Raw genomic sequence first — 16646 nt, 5'->3', positions numbered from 1 at the left:
GCAGCAATTCCGGTAGGATGGAAGCCCCATGCCTTTTGACGGCCCAGCTCCCATGTCCACCACCTCGCCCAAGCCCCTGGCCATCCGCGAGCGCCTTTCCGAAGTGCGCTACGAAATCCGCGGAGAACTGGCGCGGCGAGCCCGGGAACTGGAGGCGCAGGGCCGCAAGCTGATCAAGCTCAACATCGGCAACCCGGGCAACTTCGGTTTCCGTGCGCCCGAGCACCTGCAGCGCGCGATTGCCGATGACATGGGCCGTACCGACCCTTACACCCACCAGCAGGGCCTGCCGGTCGCACGCGAAGCCATTGCCGCCGCCTATGCGCGCCGCGGTGCGCCCGATGCGCATCCGGACCGGGTGTTCGTCGGCAACGGCGTGAGCGAACTGATCGATCTGTCGCTGCGGGCGCTGTTGAACCCGGGCGATGAAGTGCTGGTGCCCTCGCCGGACTACCCGCTGTGGTCGGCCGCGGCCATCCTCAACGACGGCCGCCCGGTGTACTACCGCTGCGCGCCGGAAAACGGCTTCCAGCCCGACCCGACCGAGATCGAGACGCTGGTGTCCTCGCGCACCCGCGCCATCGTGCTGATCAACCCGAACAACCCCAGCGGCGCCAGCTACCCGCGCGAACTGCTGGAGCGCGTGGTCGAGATCGCGCGCCGCCACAACCTGTTGCTGCTGGTCGACGAGATCTACGACCAGATCCTGTACGACGACGCGGTGTTCCAGCCGGTCGCGCCGCTGGCCGGCGACCATCCGTGCCTGACCTTCAGCGGCCTGAGCAAGGTGCACCGCGCCTGCGGCTGGCGCGTGGGCTGGGCGCACCTCAGTGGCGACGACGCACGCCTGGGCGATTTCCGCGCCGCGCTGGACCTGCTGAGCGCGCTGCGCCTGTGTGCCAACGTGCCGGGCCAGTACGCCATCGACGCGGCAGTGAACGGCCCGGACACCATTTCCGAGCTGTGCGCCCCCGGCGGCCGTCTGTATGAAACCCGGCGCGCGGTGATCGAGGCCTGCGAGGCCAGCGAACACCTGTCGCTGGTTGCCCCGGCCGGCGCGCTGTACGCGTTCCCGGCCGTGGTCGGTGCCGCCGCCAAGGGCTTCGACGACCACACCTTCGCCCTGGACCTGATGAACAACGAAGGCGTGCTGGTCGTACCGGGCTCCAGCTTCAACGTGCCATACCGCCATCACTTCCGCGTGACCTTGCTGCCGGAAGCCTCGGTCATGCGCGATGTGTTCGCACGCATCGACCGCGTGCTGGCCCGCCGTGCCGAGGACGCCACCAAGGTCGTGCCCCTGAAGCCGCGCCGTTCGGTGGCCTGAGCCGTGGCGTTGTCCTACCTGGCGCTGGGCGACTCGTACACCATCGGAGAAGCGGTTGCCGTCGAAGGCCGCTGGCCGCACCAGCTTGCCGCCGCCCTGCGTGCGCAGGGCATTGAGCTGTCCGATCCGCAGACCATTGCAACCACCGGCTGGACCACCGACGAACTCGATGCCGGCATCGATGCGGCCGCGCCGCAGGGGCCGTTCGATTTCGTCAGCCTGCTGATCGGCGTCAACAACCAGTACCGCGGGCGTCCTCTGGACGAGTACCGCAGCCAGTTCCGGGCCCTGTTGGAGCGGGCGATCGGCTTCGCCGGCGGTGATGCCGGGCGCGTGCTGGTGCTGTCCTTCCCCGACTGGGGTGCAACCCCGTTTGGTATCGGCAGCGGCCGTGACCTGGCCGCGATCGAGATCGAGACCGACGAGTTCAATGCCGCTGCCGAAGTGATCAGCACCCAGCAGGGCGTGGCCTTCGTCGACATCACCGATATCAGCCGTGACCAGGGCGACAACCCGGCGATGATCGCCGACGACGGCCTGCACCCTTCAGCACGGATGTACGCGCTGTGGAGCGCGCGCGCGCTGCCGGTCGCCGCCCACCTGCTCGGCGGAACGGACTGAGGCGATGGACGGCACGCCACGGAACGGCCCGCCCCTGCCCTGCACTCCCCTGGCCGCACCGCAGGCCCGTGCGATCGCCGAGGCATTCCGCCCCGCGCACGCCTGGGCCAGCCGCCGCGACTACTACTACACCCGCAGCAAGCTGGGCAGCGACCCGCTGTATGACGGCGTGCTGCAGCACCTGCCTGGCGACGGGCAACCGGTGCTGGACCTGGGCTGCGGGCTGGGCCTGTTCGCCCACGTGCTGCGCCAGCGCGGTGGCTCCCAGCCCTACCTGGGCGTGGACGTGGATGCCGGCAAGATCGCCCGCGCCCAGCGTGCCGCCACCGGCCTGCCCGCTGTGCGCTTCGACTGCCTGGACGTGCAGGCGCCGCTGCCGGCGCAGGCCGGGCATGTGCTGCTGCTGGATGTGCTGCAGTACCTGGACGCGGGCCCACAGCAGGCACTGCTGCGTGAGGCCAGTGCACGGGTAGCCCGCGGTGGCCGCCTGCTGCTGCGCACGCCGCTCGCTACCGGCGATGGCCGCGACCGCACTACCCGGGTGGCGGACCGGCTGGCCTGGCTGATCGGCTGGATGGGCACCCGCCCCCGTCATTACCCGGATCCGCAGGCGCTGCAGGCAACGCTGGTCGAAGCCGGATTACAGGTGACCCCCCCGCGTCCCCTGCATGGGCGCACGCCGTTCAACAGCTGGTTGCTGGTGGCACGCCGGAACCTGTAGCGCCGGGCCATGCCCGGCGAGCGCAGCGGCACCTATGGCATCCGCCGGGCATGGCCCGGCGCTACCGCATACGTATCAGCCGGTAGGCAGCCGCGCCTTCAGCCCCCGCTCGTCCAGCGCCTGCAGCACGCGTTCGATGATCGCCAGGTTGTGGCCGTGGGCGGCCCCCTCATGCAGCAGCACGATGGCGCCCGGGCGCAGGTCCGGCAGCAGCCGCGACAGCACGCCCTCCGGCGTGCAGCCGACACCGTCGTAGCCACGGGCGCTCCAGCCCACGCGCACCAGTCCCAGCGCCTTCAACACCGGCGCCACGAACGGATTGGTCATGCCCACCACCGAGCGGTACCAGCGCACCGGGCGACCGCCCACCGCCTGCAGCGCATGCTGGCAGCCCTCGATCTCGGCACGCATCGCTGCCGGGCCCAGCCGCCAGAAGCGCGCCTGTGGATGACTGTGGCTGTGGTTGCCCAGGTCGTGGCCCCGGCGCAGGATCTCCTGCACCAGCTCCGGCTGCGCCAGCGCCCGCTCGCCGACCAGGAAGAACGTGGCACGTGCCTGGTGGCGATCCAGCAGATCGAGCACGGCCCGGGTCTCCGGGCCGGGACCGTCATCGATGGTCAACCAGACGCTGTTGCCGGCCTCCGGTACCCGGCTCAGCACCGGTGCGTAGAAGTGGCAGTTGGGCAGGAACACCGGCACCAGAAAGAGCGCGTGGCTGGTCACCATCAGCGGCAGGCCCCACCGCCAGCCCGCCAGCGACCAGACCAGGATCACGGCCAGCTGCGACGCCACCAGCCAGGGCAGCCAGCGCCAGGGCCGGGTCGGGATGCGATGCAATGTTCCTGCGTTGCTCATCCCCCATGATGCCATGAGGGGTAGAATTGATGATTCGAATTCCCGGAACCCCGACGTCCATGTCCCTCGATCCCGCCCTGCGTTCGCGCATCGAATCCATCCTCAACGCCAACCGCGTCGTGCTGTTCATGAAGGGCCAGCCGTCGATGCCGCAGTGTGGTTTCTCGGCCAAGGCCGTCGGCGCCCTGCAGGACCTGGGCGTCGAGTTCGCCCACGTCAACGTGCTGGCCGACCAGGAAATCCGTGAAGGCATCAAGGCCTATGGCGACTGGCCAACCATTCCGCAGCTGTACATCGACGGCGAACTGGTCGGCGGCAGCGACATCGTGCTGCAGATGGCCGCCAGCGGCGAGCTGAGCAGCGTGCTGGGGCTGCCGGCACCGGACCGTACCCCGCCGAGCATCACCGTCACACCGGCGGCCGTGGAAATGCTCAAGGGCGCGCTGGCCGATGCCCCGGGCGCGGCCCTGCAGCTGACCATCGACGCCCGCTTCCAGCCCAACTTCCAGCTGGCCCCCCACGACGAAAGCGCCATCGCCGCCGAGTCCAACGGCCTGCGCGTGCAGTTCGACCTGGCCAGCGCGCGTCGCGCCAACGGCATCACCATCGACTGGGTGGACGACATCCGCGGCAAGGGCCTGGCCATCGACAACCCGAATGCGCCCAAGCCGGTGCAGGAAATCAGCGTGCGCGATGCCGACGACCTGGTGCGTGCCGGCAACATCACCCTGGTGGACGTGCGCCCGGCCGACGAGCGCGAGATCGCTGCGGTGGGCGTGCCGTTCAAGAGTTTCGACGGCAACGGCCGTGCGGAGCTGGAAGCCCTGCCCAAGGACACCGCACTGGCCTTCATGTGCCACCACGGTGGCCGCAGCGCGCAGGCCGCCGAACAGTTCCGTGCGCTGGGCTTCACCAAGGTGTTCAACGTCACCGGCGGCATCAATGCCTGGTCGGAAGAGGTGGACAACGGCGTGCCGAAGTACTGATCGGCACTGAAAAAGGGGACGGAGGGGATTAAGTCGTTTGTGCCATAAACGACTTAATCCCCTCCGTCCCCTTTTCTTAGCCGGCGAACCCGCCTTCGGCCAGGTAATCCAGTTCTTCCGGGGTGGGGATGCGGCCCAGCACGGCATTGCGGTGCGGAAAGCGCCCGAAGCGACGGATGATGTCGCGGTGCAGTTCGGCGTACTGCAGGTATTCCTTGTCACCCAGCACGTCGAACATCGCCACCGAGCGGTCCTGGTCCAGCGGATCCTCGGAGTGCTCGAACGGCAGGTAGATGAAGGCGCGCAGCTTCGGCACCAGCTGCAGGTCCAGGCCTTCCTCGATGGCGCGCATGGCGTAGTGCCGGGCCAGGCCATCGGTGGCATAGGAATGGGCGGTACCGCGGAAGCAGTTGCGTGGGAACTGGTCGAGCAGCAGCATCAGGGCCAGCGCCCCTTCGGCACTGCCCAGCCAATGTTCGCGCGCGCGCGAGGCGGCGGCGAAATGCTCATCCAGAAACAACTGGCGGAACTGCGCGTCGAACGCGTCGTCGCGGGCGAACCACTTCGCAGGGCCCGCCTCCTTCCAGAATTCCACCACTTGCGCGGCAACGTCCATTACCTACTCCCAGGCCCGGACGCCCCGCGTCCGGCCTTCATCATCATTCGTCGAAGCGCAGGTGGCGGACCGACTTGCCGTTGCGCCGGATAAGCTTAAGCGCCTCGATACCGATCTGGATATGGTTTTCCACGAACTGGGAGCTGACCTTGGCATCGGAGGCCTCGGTCTTGACCCCGTCCGGGATCATCGGCTGGTCCGACACCAGCAGCAGCGCGCCACTGGGGATGTGGTTGGCAAAGCCGGCGGCGAATACCGTAGCCGTTTCCATGTCGATGGCCATGCAGCGCATCGCCCGCAGCCGCTCCTTGAAGCCTTCGTCGTGTTCCCACACCCGGCGGTTGGTGGTGTAGACAGTGCCCGTCCAGTAGTCGTGGCCGCGGTCGCGGATCATGGTGGACACCGCACGCTGCAGCGCGAACGCCGGCAACGCCGGGACTTCCGGCGGCAGGTAATCGCCCGAGGTACCCTCGCCACGGATCGCTGCGATCGGCAGCACCAGGTCGCCCAGCTGGTTCTTGCGCTTGAGGCCACCGCACTTGCCCAAAAACAGCACCGCCTTGGGCATCACTGCCGACAGCAGATCCATGATGATCGCGGCATTGGGGCTGCCCATGCCGAAGTTGATCATGGTGATGCCGTCGATGGTGGCACTGGCCATCGGCCGGTCCAGGCCGATGACCGGCGCGCCGGTCAACTCGGAAAAGGTGTGCAGGTAACCGCCGAAATTGGTCAGCAGGATGTGCTGTCCGAACTGGTCCAAGGGCACGCCGGTGTACCGGGGCAGCCAGTTGTCGACGATTTCCTGCTTGCTCTTCATGGGCGGTGGTCCGGTGCACGACGTGGGAACCGGCTATTTTCAGCCAGCCGGGCGGCCCCGTCGAGGCACTGCCGATGCACCTGTGAAGAAGGTCACTTGGCAAGCCCACCACCGCCCGGCTAGCGTCGGCGACTGGATCACGTTGCGAGGGGAACTGCATGGCATCATCGTTGTTGCGCGCCGGAGTGGCACTGGCACTGCTTTCATTGAGCACGGCGCCTGCGGTTGGGGCGTCGCGCTTTGTCACCGATCCCTACCCCAGCACCTACCAGGCCCATCCCGATGCGCCGGTACTGATCCAGAACGCCACCGTGCTGACCGGCACCGGCCAGCGCCTGGACAACGCCGACGTGCTGCTGCGCGACGGCCGCATCGTTGCCGTCGGCCGCCAGCTGCAGGCCGATGCCGCTGTCACCCGCATTGATGCACAGGGCAAGTGGGTCACTCCGGGCCTGATCGACGTGCATTCGCACCTGGGCGTGTATCCCAGCCCGGGTGTCGGTGCGCACAGCGACGGCAACGAGATGACCGCACCGGTCACCGCCAACGTCTGGGCCGAACATTCGGTGTGGCCGCAGGACCCGGGCTTCGCCACGGCGCTGGCCGGCGGCGTGACCAGCATGCAGGTGCTGCCGGGCTCGGCCAACCTGGTCGGTGGCCGCGGCGTGACCTTGAAGAACGTCCCCGCCATCACCTACCAGGCGATGAAGTTTCCCGGTGCGCCCTGGGGCCTGAAAATGGCGTGCGGCGAGAACCCCAAGCGGGTCTATGGCGAGGGCAAGGGCGTGACCCCGGCCACGCGCATGGGCAACGTGGCCGGCTATCGTGCCGCCTTCATCGATGCCGCCGACTACATCGCCAGGAACAAGCCCAAGCCGGCCAAGCGCAAGAGCTGGTTCGGCAGCGACAAGGGCGACAGCGCCGGTGATGCCGGCGGCAAGCGCGATCTCAAGCTGGACACGCTGGCCGGCGCGATCGAAGGCGACATCCGCGTGCACATCCACTGCTATCGCGCCGACGAGATGGCCACCATGCTCGACCTGGCCAAGGAATTCGGCTTCAAGGTGGCCGCTTTCCACCACGGCGTGGAGGCCTACAAGCTGGCCGACCGGCTGGCCACCGACGGCGTCTGCGGTGCACTCTGGGCCGATTGGTGGGGCTTCAAGATGGAAGCCTTCGACGGCATTCCCGAGAACATCGCGCTGGTCGACCGGCCGAAGAACAGCTGCGCCATCGTCCATTCCGATTCACCAGAAGGCATCCAGCGCCTGAACCAGGAAGCAGCCAAGGTGATCGCCGCCGCACGCCGCGCCCACATGCCGGAGATCACCCCCGAGCACGCCATCACCTGGATGACTGCCAACGCCGCCAGGGCGCTGGGGATTGAAGGCCAGACCGGCACTCTGGAGGCGGGCAAAATGGCCGATGTGGTGGTCTGGAACGGCAACCCCTTCAGTTCCTACGCGCTGGCCGAGCAGGTCTTCATCGACGGCCGCCGCCTGTACGACCGCAGCGCACCTGCGGCCACGCCACGTTCCGACTTCCAGCTTGGCCAGGAGGTGCACTGATGGGCGCGTTGAACAAGCGTCGCCGGGCATGGCTCGGCGCTACGGTCATGGTGCTGGCCTGCCTCTCCGCATCCGCGCAGGCGCAGGACCTGCTGGTGCGCAACGCGACCGTGCATACGGCCAGCACGCGCGGCAGCCTGCAGCACGCCGATGTGCTGGTGCAGGGCGGGATCATCCGCGCAGTCGGCAGCGGACTGTCCGCCCCGGCCGGGGCCAGCGTGGTCGAGGCCGATGGCCGCCCGCTGACACCGGCGCTGTTCGGGGGCATCACCGAGATCGGCGTCGAAGAGGTCTCCGGTGAAGCGAGCACGGTCGACAGCACGTTGAAGATCGGCGAACAACCGTTGCGCCCCGAGTTCGATGTCACCCTGGCGTACAACCCGGCCTCGGTGCTGATCCCGGTGGCACGCCTGGACGGCATCGGCTTCACCGCCCTGGGGGCGGCCACCGGCGGCGGCTTCGTTGCAGGCCAGGGTGGCGTGATGCGGCTGGACGGCAGCGCCGATCCCCTCGGGCCGCGCGCGCTGTTCCTGCGCCTGGGGTCGGCCGCAGTGGAGCTGACCGGGCAGTCGCGTGCAGCGCAATGGATGCTGCTGCAGCAGATGGTGGACGAGGCGCGTGGCCAGGTTGCCGCGGACTCACCGCACGCGCTGCTGACGCCGGCCGGGCGCCGCACGCTCAGCCGCTACCTGGCCGGGCACGGCCGCATCGTGGTGGAGGTCGATCGCGCCTCCGACATCCGCCAGCTGCTGCGCTGGGCCGCCCGCGAGAAGGTGAAGATCGCCATCGCCGGTGCCAGCGAAGCGTGGCAGGTGGCGCCGGAGCTGGCCGCTGCCCAGGTGCCGGTGTTTGTCGACGTGCTGTCCAACCTGCCGGCCAGCTTCGATCAGATCGGTGCAACCCTGGAAAATGCGGCACGCCTGCATCGTGCGGGCGTGGCCGTGTCGTTCATGCAGCGTGGTGATGCTTCGCACAACGCGCGCAAGATGCGCCAACTGGCTGGCAATGCAGTGGCCAACGGCCTGCCCTGGGCTGACGGTCTGGCCGGGCTGACCCGGGTGCCGGCGCAGGCGTTCGGCGTGGCCGACCAGATCGGCAGCATCGAGCCGGGCAAGCGTGCCGACCTGGTGCTGTGGGAGGGCGACCCGCTGGACGTGGCGCACTATGCCGAACAGGTCTGGCTGGGCGGCCGGGCGATGCCGATGCGCTCGCGCCAGACCGAACTGCGCGACCGCTACCTGCAGCGCAACGCGCAGCCCTGACCTCCAGTTATTCAAGGAAACCTGCATGGCCACCCTGCACTGGTACTTCGACTTCGTCTCGCCCTATTCCTACCTGCATTGGCAGAAGCTGAAGCAGCTACCCCAGTTCGCACAGATCCAGACCGTGCCGATCGCCTTCGGTGCCGTGCTGCATCACCTGGGCAACCTCGGGCCGGCCGAGATTCCGGCCAAGCGCCGCTTCATGTACCGCCAGCTGCTGTGGACTGCGCAGGCCGAAGGAACACCGCTGCGGTTCCCGCCGGGCCACCCGTTCAACCCGTTGTCTGCCCTGCGGCTGTGCCTGGCCGCCGGTGGCAGCGTGCAGGCGGTGGACGTGCTGTTTGACTGGATCTGGCGCGACGGCAATGCCGCCGATAGCGCCGAGGCCCTGCGCGAACCGGCTGCGCGGCTGGGGATCGAGGATGTCGCCAGCGCCATCGCGGCCCCCGCGGCCAAGGAGCAGCTGCGGAGGAACACCGAGGCCGCCATTGCTGCCGGCGTGTTCGGCGTACCAACCCTGGCCATCGATGACGAACTGTTCTGGGGCAACGACGCCCATCCGTTGATGGCCGCCGTGCTGGCCGATCCCGCCCTGCTGCAGCAGCCCGAGTGGCAGCGCCTGGCCGAACTTCCGGTGGCCGTGCGGCGCAGTCGCTGAACAGGGCCTGGCGCATTTCCCTCGCGCGCCACGCCAGAATTTGAGATAGATTTCACGTTTCCGAACCTACAACCGCCCTGGAGGGGGAGCCGCGGATGCGCATCGGAATCGTCGTCGACTCGGCCTGCGACCTGCCGCAGGACTTCATTGCCGAGCACAACATCGTGCTGCTGCCGATCACCGTCCGCATCGGCGAAGCCGTGCTGGCCGACCATCGCGATGAGCAGGCCACGCTGAGCTTCCTGCACGCGCACGTGGCCGAACACGGCGCCGAGGCGGAAACCATTCCCTTCAGCGTCAACCAGATCCGCGACCTGTTCCTGCAGCAGCTGGTGATCGATTACGACCACGTGTTCTGCATGACCATCACCAAGACCCGCAGCCCGATCCATGACAACGCGCTGCAGGCCAGCTTCGCCATCCTCAACGACTACAAGCCGGTGCGCCAGGCGGCAGGCTACAACTCACCGTTCGCGCTGCGCGTGCTCGATACCCAGAACCTGTTCGCCGCGCAGGCGGTTACGGCGGTGGAAGCCGTGCGCCTGCGCGAGAGCAACGCCAGCGTGCAGCAGATCCGCGAGCGGCTGGAGGAACTGTCCGGCAACGTGCACGGCTATATGGTCACCCGTGATCTGTACTACATGCGTGCGCGCGCACGGCACAAGGGCGACCGCAGTGTCGGCCTGCTCAGTGCGGCGCTGGGCAGCGCGCTGGACATCAAGCCGGTGCTGCACGGCTACCGCGGCGAGACCGGGCCGGTGGCCAAGATCAAGGGCTTCGACAATGCCGTGCAGAAGCTGTTCGCGGTGGTCGGCCAGCGCGTGCGTGCCGGGCTGATGACACCGACGGTGTGCGTCAGCTACGGCGGAGAACTGGACGAGCTGCGCACGCTGCCCGGCTACGCACAGCTGAAAGAGGTCTGCGCCACCCATGGCGTGACCGTGTACGAATCGGTGATGAGCCTGACCGGCATGGTCAACGTCGGCAAGGGCGCGGTCACCGTAGGCTTCGCCGATGGGCCGCATCGGTTCGAATGAGCGCTGGCCACGGCCGGAATCTGCACATCGATTCCACTGCGGTTGTGCCAGTCTTGCCGCACTTCAAGGAGAACTTCATGCCTGCGCAGTACCACATCAGCCTACCCGACCCGTCCAAGGCCCGTGGCAATGACCCTGACCTGTCCTTCCACTCGCAGGGCGCCGCCGGTTTCGCCGAAGAGCTGCAGGATGCCCTGCGCAGCGGCACGCTGTTCGAGCGCTGGAAGGCCAAGCAGCCCGACCCGGACGCGGTGGAACCGCAGTGGGGCGTGACCGATCCGGACGCCACCGTGACCGGCGAGCAGAAGGACCTGCGCATCAACCTGGTCGCCACCACCCGCATCGACAGCGACGTGTTCAAGCAGCGCCTGCGCCTGCTGGCCGGCAGCCACTGGGAACTGCGCGACGTGCGTTGAGGCGCCCGCCGCGATGGGTAGCGCCGGGCCATGCCCGGCGTTTCCATTGCCCTACCAGCCACCCCCCAGCGCGCGGTACAGCTCCACCCGCGCGATTGCCGCCGTAGCCTGGCTGTTGGCCAGTGCGGCCTGGTTGTCCAGTGCGATGCGCTGGGTGGTCAGCACGTCCAGCATGTCGACCACGCCGGCCTGGTACTGCCGGCGCGCCGCACCGAGCGCGGTCTCGCTTTCGTCCACCGCCACGTGCAGCTGCACGGTGCGCTGCTGTTCGGCGGCGTAGCCATCGATGGCGTCGTCCACTTCATGCCAGGCCTGCAGCACCGTGCGCTGGAACTGCAGCGACGACTGTTGCTGCTGCAGCTTGCTCAACGCGAGGTTGGCCTTCAGCCGGCCGCCCTGGAAGATCGGCAGGCTGATCGACGGCCCGATGCTGAAGCGGTGTGCGTTCCAGCCATCCAGATCATCCAGCTGCTTGGCCTGGAAGCCAGCGTCGCCATTCAAGGTGATGCGCGGCAGGAAACTGGCCTTGGCCACGCCGATGCCGGCCGTTGCGGCATGCAACGCCGCTTCGGCACGACGGATGTCCGGGCGACGCTCGGCCAGTTCGCTGGGCAGCCCCACCGCCACGGCCGGCAGTGCGGGCCAGTCACGGCGTGCATTCTGCAGCCGCGCATCCAGCGCCTGCGGAGGCTGTGCCAGCAGGAACGCCAGTGCATTGCGCAGCTGCGATTCACGATGCCGCAGCGGCGCGATGCGTGCCTGCAGCGATGCTACCTGCGCTGACGCGCTGGACACCTGCAGCGTGCTGGCCACGCCCTGCTGCTGGCGTGCCTCGGTCAGGCGCTTGATGTCGAGGGCGATGCTGAGGTTGTCCTCGGTGATCGCGAGCAACTGCCGCGTTGCACGCAGCTGCAGGTAGTCACGCGCGGTTTCCGCCAGCAGCGCGATGCGCACTGCATGTGCATCCTCCTCAGCCATCTGCACGCGTGCATCGGCGGCTTCCACCTGGCGGCGCACGCGTCCCCACAGATCCAGTTCCCAGCTCAGGCCGATGCCGGCCTGGAACAGCCCATAGTCATCACGACCGCCGTTGCCGAACGGATCGTTCAAGCCCACCTCGCTGTTGCGTGCGCGTGCGCCGCTGGCGGTTGCGCTGACGCTGGGCAGACGGTCGGCGGCGCTGATGCCACGCGCGGCGCGGCTCTGCTGCACGCGGTTGGCCGCCAGCTGCAGGTCCAGGTTAGCCTCCAGCACCTGGCTGGCCAGCTGTCCCAGCAGCGGGTCGTCGAAGCCGGCCCACCAGGCGGCGTCCGGATCGATCGCGTTGCCCGCGACGGCCTCGCCCTGCCAGTGACTGGGCAATTCCGCCTGAGGACGTACGAAGTCCGGACCCATCGTGCAGGCAGCCAGGGCCGTGCACAGGCTGGCCGCAACGAAGGTGCTGCGGAACAAGGCAACTGCGCTCATGCGCCCTCCCCGGCCGCATGGCCCGGACTGTGCTTCACGCTGTGCGCGCGCGCGCGGCTGCCCAGGTCGACACTGGCTTCCACCGACATGCCGGCACGCAGCTGGTCCAGCAGCGGCTGGCCCGGCTCCAGCACGATCTTCACCGGAATGCGCTGCACCACCTTGGTGAAGTTGCCGGTGGCATTCTCCGGTGCGACAGCGGCGAAGGTGACGCCGGTGGCCGGCGCGATGCTGTCGATGTGCCCGCGCAGCGGCTTGCCCGGGAACACGTCCACCTTCAGTTCGACCTGCTGGCCGGCCTGCATGCGGGTCATCTGTGTTTCCTGGAAGTTGGCGACCACGAAGGCATGCTTCAGCGGCACCACCGCGGCCACCGGGGTACCCGGGGTCAGGTAGGCACCTACGCGCACCGCGCGGCGACCGACCATGCCGTCGATCGGTGCACGCAGCACGGTGTGCGACAGATCCAGTTCGGCGCGGGCCTGCGCCGCTTCCGCGCGTTGCACCGCGGCCTGCGCAGCCTGCACACCGGCGGTCAGGATGTCGGTGCGCTGGCGCGCGCTCGACAGCGCCGCCTGGCCCTGCTGCAGGTGGGCACTGGCCACGGCCTGCTTCGACTGCGCCTGCTGCGCGTTCTGCACGGTTCCGGCGCCGTCACGGGCCAGTTCGCGGTAGCGCTGCTGGTCGGCACTGGCCAGGGTCAGTTCGGAACGGCTGACATCGACACTGGCCCTGGCCTGCTCGATCAGCGAATCCTGCTGGGCCAGTGCGGCCTGTGCGTTGGCGAGCTGTGCGCGGGCATTGGCAAGGTCGGCACGGGCCGCCTGCAGGGCGACCTGGTAGTCACGGTCGTCGATGCGGGCAAGCACGTCGCCGGCCTTCACCGACTGGTTGTCCTCCACCTCCACGGCACTGACGAAGCCGGGAATTTTCGGAGCCACCAGGGTGTAGTCGGCCACCACGTACGCATTGTTGGTGCTCTGGTGGCCAGAGTCGCGCAGCAGCAGCCAGGCGCCGATGGCCAGGGCCAGTACGCCCAGGCCCAGGCCGGTGTGGAGAGTGGTTCGATTGATCGTCATGAGGGGTTCCTGCGAAAGGTTCAGGCCACGGCACGTGGCGGGTGGATGCGGGTGGGCATCCAGGCAATGAGGGGAATGAAGGCCAGCGCCACCAGTGCGACCACCCAGTACAGGTCGGCCGAGGTCAGCGCCTGCACCTGTGCATGCAGGCGCGCGCCGAGCTGCGGGCCATCGGCCAGCCACGGTTGCTCGCCCAGGCGGTCGACCAGCACGGTGGAATGGAAATGACGGCGGCCCTGGGCGACGGCATCCAGTACGCCGCTGGCAAGCACCGCGGCGAAACCCTTGACCGTGTTGAACCAGGCCGAGGCGAACGGACCGTCCTGCGGCGCCAGGCCGCCGGTGGCCAGCATCAGCAGCGGCAGCACTGCCATGGGTTGTGCGAACACCTGCAGCAGCTGCACCCACAGGAAGTTGTCACGGATCCAGGCCACGTCCAGGTGCGAGCCCAGCCAGCAGGCCAGGGCCAGCATCGCCAGGCCTGTGGCCTGCACCCAGCGGCAGTCCACCGCGCGGATGTTCAGCAGCGCCGCCACCAGCGGCAGCGCGATCACCTGCGGCAACGCCACCCACAGCAGCATCGGTGCGGTCTGCAACGGCCGGTAGCCCTGCACGCTGGCCAGGAAACCGGACGGGATGGAGATCACCGCCAGCAGCACGAACAGCACGCCGCCCAGCGTCACCAGCGAGTAGCTGAGATTGCGGTTGGCCAGCAGCTGCAGCTTGAAGAACGGCAAGGGGTGGAACCATTCATTGATCATGAACAGCACCATCAGGCCGGCACCGCCACCGATCATCAGCGTGATCATCGGCGAGTCGAACCAGTTCAGGCGCGGGCCCTGCACCAGGCCCAGTACCAGCAGCACCAGCGCTGGCAGGCCGAGCAGCAGGCCGACCGTATCGAACTGGGCGAAGCGTTCCAGCCTCAGCGGGTCCTGTGGCAGACCCCAGCTGACCATCGCCATGGCGGCCAGGCAGTACGGCACGATCTGCCAGAACGCCCAGTGCCAGCCCACCTGCTCGACCCAGAACGCGGCCAGCGGCGTGCCCATGCTCGGGCCGAACGTCGCCGTCAGCGCGTAGCCGGCCAGGCCGTACAGCTTGATGCCCGGGGGCAGGAAGCGCAGCGCCACGCTCATCAGCAACGGCGGCAGTGCACCACCGCACAGGCCCTGCAGTGCACGCAGCAGCAGGAACACCTGCAGGTTCGGGGCGAGCGGGCACAGCACGCCCAGCACCATGAAGCCACCGATCATCGCCAGCGCGAAACGACGCAGCGAGAAGGTGGCGGCACACCACGGCGCGAAGGCCATCGCGCTGACCGACATCGCGCTGTAGAGGGCGACGATCCAGCTGCCGTCATCGACGCTGAAACCCATCGCGCCACGGATGTCGGCCAATGCGACCTTGGTGATGTTCTCGTTGAAGCCCGACACCAGCACCGCCAGCAGCACGCCACACAGGCCGACCAGGACGCGGCGGTCGAGCCCGGGGGCGGCGGCAGGAGGAGGCGCTGCGGCGGCCGGGACAGCGGCAGCCGGCATACTCATCGCCGGGCACCGATCCGTGCAGTGCACGGCATGTTGGGGGTCATTGGAATGCGCTCAGTGAAACTCCGGGGAGCGCAGTCTAGGGAGCCGGTACCCTGTGAAAAATGGCGTCGCCGGCATCCCAGGCGTGCGCCGGGCGCACGCATGCAGATGTCAGCGCGAGGCCTCCCCTGCGCTTTCGCACATGGTCTTGATCGAGCGCCGCAGCCACTGGTGCGCGGCGTCGTTGTCCAGGCGCGGATGCCAGGCCTGCACGATGGCCGCGGTCCGCACCGGAATCGGCAGCGGGAACAGGCGCAACGGCAGGCGCATGTTGACGATCCGCTCCAGCATCACGCTCGGCATCTGCGGCAGGATCAGGTCCGATTCGGCCGCCGCGAAGATCGCACCGTGGAAGGTCGGGCTGATCAGCGCCACCCGCCGCTGCAGGCCCAGCGTGGCCAGGTCATCATCGATCGGCCCACGTGGCAGGCCACGGCGCGACACCGCGATGTGGTCGCACGCGGCAAAGCGCTCGGCACTGATCTCCTCGTCGAACAGTGGATGGTCTTCGCGCGCGGCGCCCATGAACGAGGTACTGAACAGGTTCTGCACCTTGGTATCGGGCGCATGCTTGCCGGCCGTGCTGATGTACAGGTCGATCCGGCCCTGTGCCATCGCATCGTCGTCGGTATCGCCCTCGGGCACGAAGCGCAGCACTGCGCGCGGCGCCTGCTGGCGGAACAGCTCGCGCAGGCGTCCGCCGAAACCACCGACGAACACATCATTGGCACGCACGCTGAAGGTTCGCTCGAGCACGCGCATGTCTACTTCGCGACCGGCGTTGAAGACGCGGTGGGCCTGTTCGATCACATCGCGGACCTGCTCGCGCAGCTGCAGGGCGCGGGGCGTGGGCGCCAGACCGCGGCCTGCACGCACCAGCACCGGGTCGCCCAGCGCAGTGCGGATCCGGCCCAGGGTGCGGCTCATTGCCGGCGCGCTCAGGTTCATCCGGCGCGCGGCGGCGGCCACGCTGCATTCGTCAATCAGCACGTCCAGTGCCAGCAACAGGTTCAGGTCCGGCAGGGGCACGACAGTCTCCGGTAAATCAGATGACTCTACGGCACTTGCAACCACCATGGATTGCGTTCTACGCATTCATTGACTGCCGCGCACGGCATGGGTGCGCGCGATGACATCGGCGACCATCCCCGGCCTGCCAAGGAGACATCCATGTTCAATACCCTGCTGGTCGCCCTGGACGGTGGCCCCCAGCACGCGCGCGTGCTGGACCTGGCCGCGGCCATTGCCGGCCCCCGCAGCCGCCTGCACCTGCTGTGCGTGCTCGACCCCGAATTCGCGCTGGCGGCCGATGCCAGCGAAGCCGACCGTATCGAGTACCCGGAAGCCGCCCGCCAGCGCTCCCGCGCCGAGGCGGTGCTGGCCGAAGCCCTGGCCGAGCTGCGCGAGCGCGGCGTCGATGCCATCGCGCAGATCCCCTCCGGCGACCCCGGCGAAGTCATCAGCGACCAGGCCAGGCGCCTGAAGTGCGACCTGATCGTGATCGGCCACCGCCACCTGTCCCGGCTGGAGCGCCTGTTCGAACCCTCGATCGGGCAATGGACCATCGATCACGCCCCCTGCCCCGTGCTGGTGGAAACCCGCGCCCCACAACCCTAGCTGC

Annotated in this window: 17 protein-coding genes; 10 read left to right on the top strand and 7 right to left on the bottom strand. The window is 68.3% G+C overall.

The window, feature by feature from the left end:
- The first annotated feature begins 52 nt into the window (after positions 1-52).
- The 3 genes from ROV95_RS09680 to ROV95_RS09670 are packed head-to-tail and all read left to right on the top strand — an operon-like array spanning position 53 to position 2669.
- Entirely contained in the window at positions 53-1327 is a 1275-nt protein-coding gene (locus ROV95_RS09680; RefSeq protein ID WP_058983579.1) for a pyridoxal phosphate-dependent aminotransferase, read from the top strand.
- 3 nt (positions 1328-1330) lie between these two features.
- Positions 1331-1948, top strand: coding sequence for an SGNH/GDSL hydrolase family protein (locus ROV95_RS09675; protein ID WP_019662073.1), 618 nt, complete (start codon positions 1331-1333; stop codon positions 1946-1948).
- Between the two features lie 4 nt (positions 1949-1952).
- On the top strand, positions 1953-2669 hold the full coding sequence (locus ROV95_RS09670; protein WP_111098055.1) for a class I SAM-dependent methyltransferase: 717 nt from the start codon (positions 1953-1955) through the stop codon (positions 2667-2669).
- Positions 2670-2744: 75 nt separating this feature from the next.
- On the opposite strand, the gene ROV95_RS09665 is transcribed toward ROV95_RS09670, so the two are convergent.
- Positions 2745-3524 (bottom strand): polysaccharide deacetylase family protein, encoded by a 780-nt coding sequence (locus ROV95_RS09665; protein WP_111098054.1) that lies wholly within the window; start codon positions 3522-3524, stop codon positions 2745-2747.
- Positions 3525-3583: 59 nt separating this feature from the next.
- Here ROV95_RS09665 and grxD point away from each other — a divergent pair, with 59 nt between their 5' ends.
- Positions 3584-4510: a Grx4 family monothiol glutaredoxin gene (gene grxD, locus ROV95_RS09660; RefSeq protein ID WP_312544165.1), complete on the top strand. Its 927-nt coding sequence runs from the start codon at positions 3584-3586 to the stop codon at positions 4508-4510.
- A 76-nt stretch (positions 4511-4586) separates the two neighbouring features.
- Here grxD and ROV95_RS09655 read toward each other — a convergent pair whose 3' ends face one another.
- Both ROV95_RS09655 and ROV95_RS09650 read right to left on the bottom strand, forming a co-directional pair.
- Positions 4587-5126, bottom strand: coding sequence for a DUF924 family protein (locus ROV95_RS09655; RefSeq protein WP_049421811.1), 540 nt, complete (start codon positions 5124-5126; stop codon positions 4587-4589).
- A 43-nt stretch (positions 5127-5169) separates the two neighbouring features.
- Positions 5170-5946: an AMP nucleosidase gene (locus tag ROV95_RS09650; RefSeq protein ID WP_058983588.1), complete on the bottom strand. Its 777-nt coding sequence runs from the start codon at positions 5944-5946 to the stop codon at positions 5170-5172.
- Between the two features lie 158 nt (positions 5947-6104).
- On the opposite strand from ROV95_RS09650, the gene ROV95_RS09645 reads away from it, so the two are divergent.
- From ROV95_RS09645 to ROV95_RS09625, 5 genes are all read left to right on the top strand, one after another.
- A complete protein-coding gene (locus ROV95_RS09645) occupies positions 6105-7514 on the top strand; it encodes an amidohydrolase (RefSeq protein WP_312544163.1) in 1410 nt (469 codons plus the stop codon).
- Positions 7514-8776: an amidohydrolase family protein gene (locus ROV95_RS09640; protein ID WP_312544162.1), complete on the top strand. Its 1263-nt coding sequence runs from the start codon at positions 7514-7516 to the stop codon at positions 8774-8776. The genes ROV95_RS09645 and ROV95_RS09640 overlap by 1 nt, the downstream gene beginning before the upstream one ends.
- 25 nt (positions 8777-8801) lie before the next feature.
- Positions 8802-9434: a 2-hydroxychromene-2-carboxylate isomerase gene (locus ROV95_RS09635; RefSeq protein ID WP_312544161.1), complete on the top strand. Its 633-nt coding sequence runs from the start codon at positions 8802-8804 to the stop codon at positions 9432-9434.
- Between the two features lie 95 nt (positions 9435-9529).
- A complete protein-coding gene (locus ROV95_RS09630) occupies positions 9530-10471 on the top strand; it encodes a DegV family protein (RefSeq protein ID WP_021203930.1) in 942 nt (313 codons plus the stop codon).
- A gap of 77 nt (positions 10472-10548) precedes the next feature.
- Positions 10549-10887, top strand: a complete 339-nt coding sequence (locus ROV95_RS09625; RefSeq protein ID WP_005414449.1) for a hypothetical protein — start codon at positions 10549-10551, stop codon at positions 10885-10887.
- Positions 10888-10938: 51 nt separating this feature from the next.
- Here ROV95_RS09625 and ROV95_RS09620 read toward each other — a convergent pair whose 3' ends face one another.
- The 4 genes from ROV95_RS09620 to ROV95_RS09605 all read right to left on the bottom strand — a co-directional run bounded on the left by ROV95_RS09620 (position 10939) and on the right by ROV95_RS09605 (position 16054).
- On the bottom strand, positions 10939-12354 hold the full coding sequence (locus ROV95_RS09620; protein ID WP_312544160.1) for an efflux transporter outer membrane subunit: 1416 nt from the start codon (positions 12352-12354) through the stop codon (positions 10939-10941).
- Complete coding sequence (locus tag ROV95_RS09615) at positions 12351-13433, bottom strand: HlyD family secretion protein (protein WP_312544159.1); 1083 nt, start codon at positions 13431-13433, stop codon at positions 12351-12353. The genes ROV95_RS09620 and ROV95_RS09615 overlap by 4 nt, the downstream gene beginning before the upstream one ends.
- A gap of 20 nt (positions 13434-13453) precedes the next feature.
- Positions 13454-14983: an MFS transporter gene (locus ROV95_RS09610; protein WP_312544158.1), complete on the bottom strand. Its 1530-nt coding sequence runs from the start codon at positions 14981-14983 to the stop codon at positions 13454-13456.
- 153 nt (positions 14984-15136) lie between these two features.
- Positions 15137-16054 carry a LysR family transcriptional regulator gene (locus ROV95_RS09605; RefSeq protein WP_010480868.1) on the bottom strand — a complete coding sequence of 306 codons (918 nt, stop codon included), beginning with the start codon at positions 16052-16054 and terminating at the stop codon, positions 15137-15139.
- Positions 16055-16195: 141 nt separating this feature from the next.
- Here ROV95_RS09605 and ROV95_RS09600 point away from each other — a divergent pair, with 141 nt between their 5' ends.
- The gene (locus ROV95_RS09600) at positions 16196-16642 is read left to right on the top strand and encodes a universal stress protein (protein WP_134528342.1); all 447 of its coding nucleotides are present in this window, start codon (positions 16196-16198) and stop codon (positions 16640-16642) included.
- The last annotated feature ends 4 nt before the right edge of the window (positions 16643-16646 follow it).

The sequence above is a fragment of the Stenotrophomonas maltophilia group sp. msm1 genome, from assembly GCF_032025805.1.
Classification (GTDB): Bacteria; Pseudomonadota; Gammaproteobacteria; order Xanthomonadales; family Xanthomonadaceae; genus Stenotrophomonas; species Stenotrophomonas hibiscicola.
The sequence above is the reverse complement of the archived record's forward strand: the minus strand, read 5'-3'. Positions and strand labels throughout refer to the sequence as shown.

Bases quoted from the DNA above. Each gene is read 5' to 3' on its own strand.
- ROV95_RS09680 (WP_058983579.1), top strand. From the start codon at position 53: ATGTCCACCACCTCGCCCAAGCCCCTGGCCATCCGCGAGCGCCTTTCC.
- ROV95_RS09670 (WP_111098055.1), top strand. From the start codon at position 1,953: ATGGACGGCACGCCACGGAACGGCCCGCCCCTGCCCTGCACTCCCCTG.
- ROV95_RS09665 (WP_111098054.1), bottom strand. From the start codon at position 3,524: ATGAGCAACGCAGGAACATTGCATCGCATCCCGACCCGGCCCTGGCGC.
- grxD (WP_312544165.1), top strand. From the start codon at position 3,584: ATGTCCCTCGATCCCGCCCTGCGTTCGCGCATCGAATCCATCCTCAAC.
- ROV95_RS09655 (WP_049421811.1), bottom strand. From the start codon at position 5,126: ATGGACGTTGCCGCGCAAGTGGTGGAATTCTGGAAGGAGGCGGGCCCT.
- ROV95_RS09650 (WP_058983588.1), bottom strand. From the start codon at position 5,946: ATGAAGAGCAAGCAGGAAATCGTCGACAACTGGCTGCCCCGGTACACC.
- ROV95_RS09645 (WP_312544163.1), top strand. From the start codon at position 6,105: ATGGCATCATCGTTGTTGCGCGCCGGAGTGGCACTGGCACTGCTTTCA.
- ROV95_RS09640 (WP_312544162.1), top strand. From the start codon at position 7,514: ATGGGCGCGTTGAACAAGCGTCGCCGGGCATGGCTCGGCGCTACGGTC.
- ROV95_RS09635 (WP_312544161.1), top strand. From the start codon at position 8,802: ATGGCCACCCTGCACTGGTACTTCGACTTCGTCTCGCCCTATTCCTAC.
- ROV95_RS09630 (WP_021203930.1), top strand. From the start codon at position 9,530: ATGCGCATCGGAATCGTCGTCGACTCGGCCTGCGACCTGCCGCAGGAC.
- ROV95_RS09625 (WP_005414449.1), top strand. From the start codon at position 10,549: ATGCCTGCGCAGTACCACATCAGCCTACCCGACCCGTCCAAGGCCCGT.
- ROV95_RS09620 (WP_312544160.1), bottom strand. From the start codon at position 12,354: ATGAGCGCAGTTGCCTTGTTCCGCAGCACCTTCGTTGCGGCCAGCCTG.
- ROV95_RS09615 (WP_312544159.1), bottom strand. From the start codon at position 13,433: ATGACGATCAATCGAACCACTCTCCACACCGGCCTGGGCCTGGGCGTA.
- ROV95_RS09610 (WP_312544158.1), bottom strand. From the start codon at position 14,983: ATGAGTATGCCGGCTGCCGCTGTCCCGGCCGCCGCAGCGCCTCCTCCT.
- ROV95_RS09600 (WP_134528342.1), top strand. From the start codon at position 16,196: ATGTTCAATACCCTGCTGGTCGCCCTGGACGGTGGCCCCCAGCACGCG.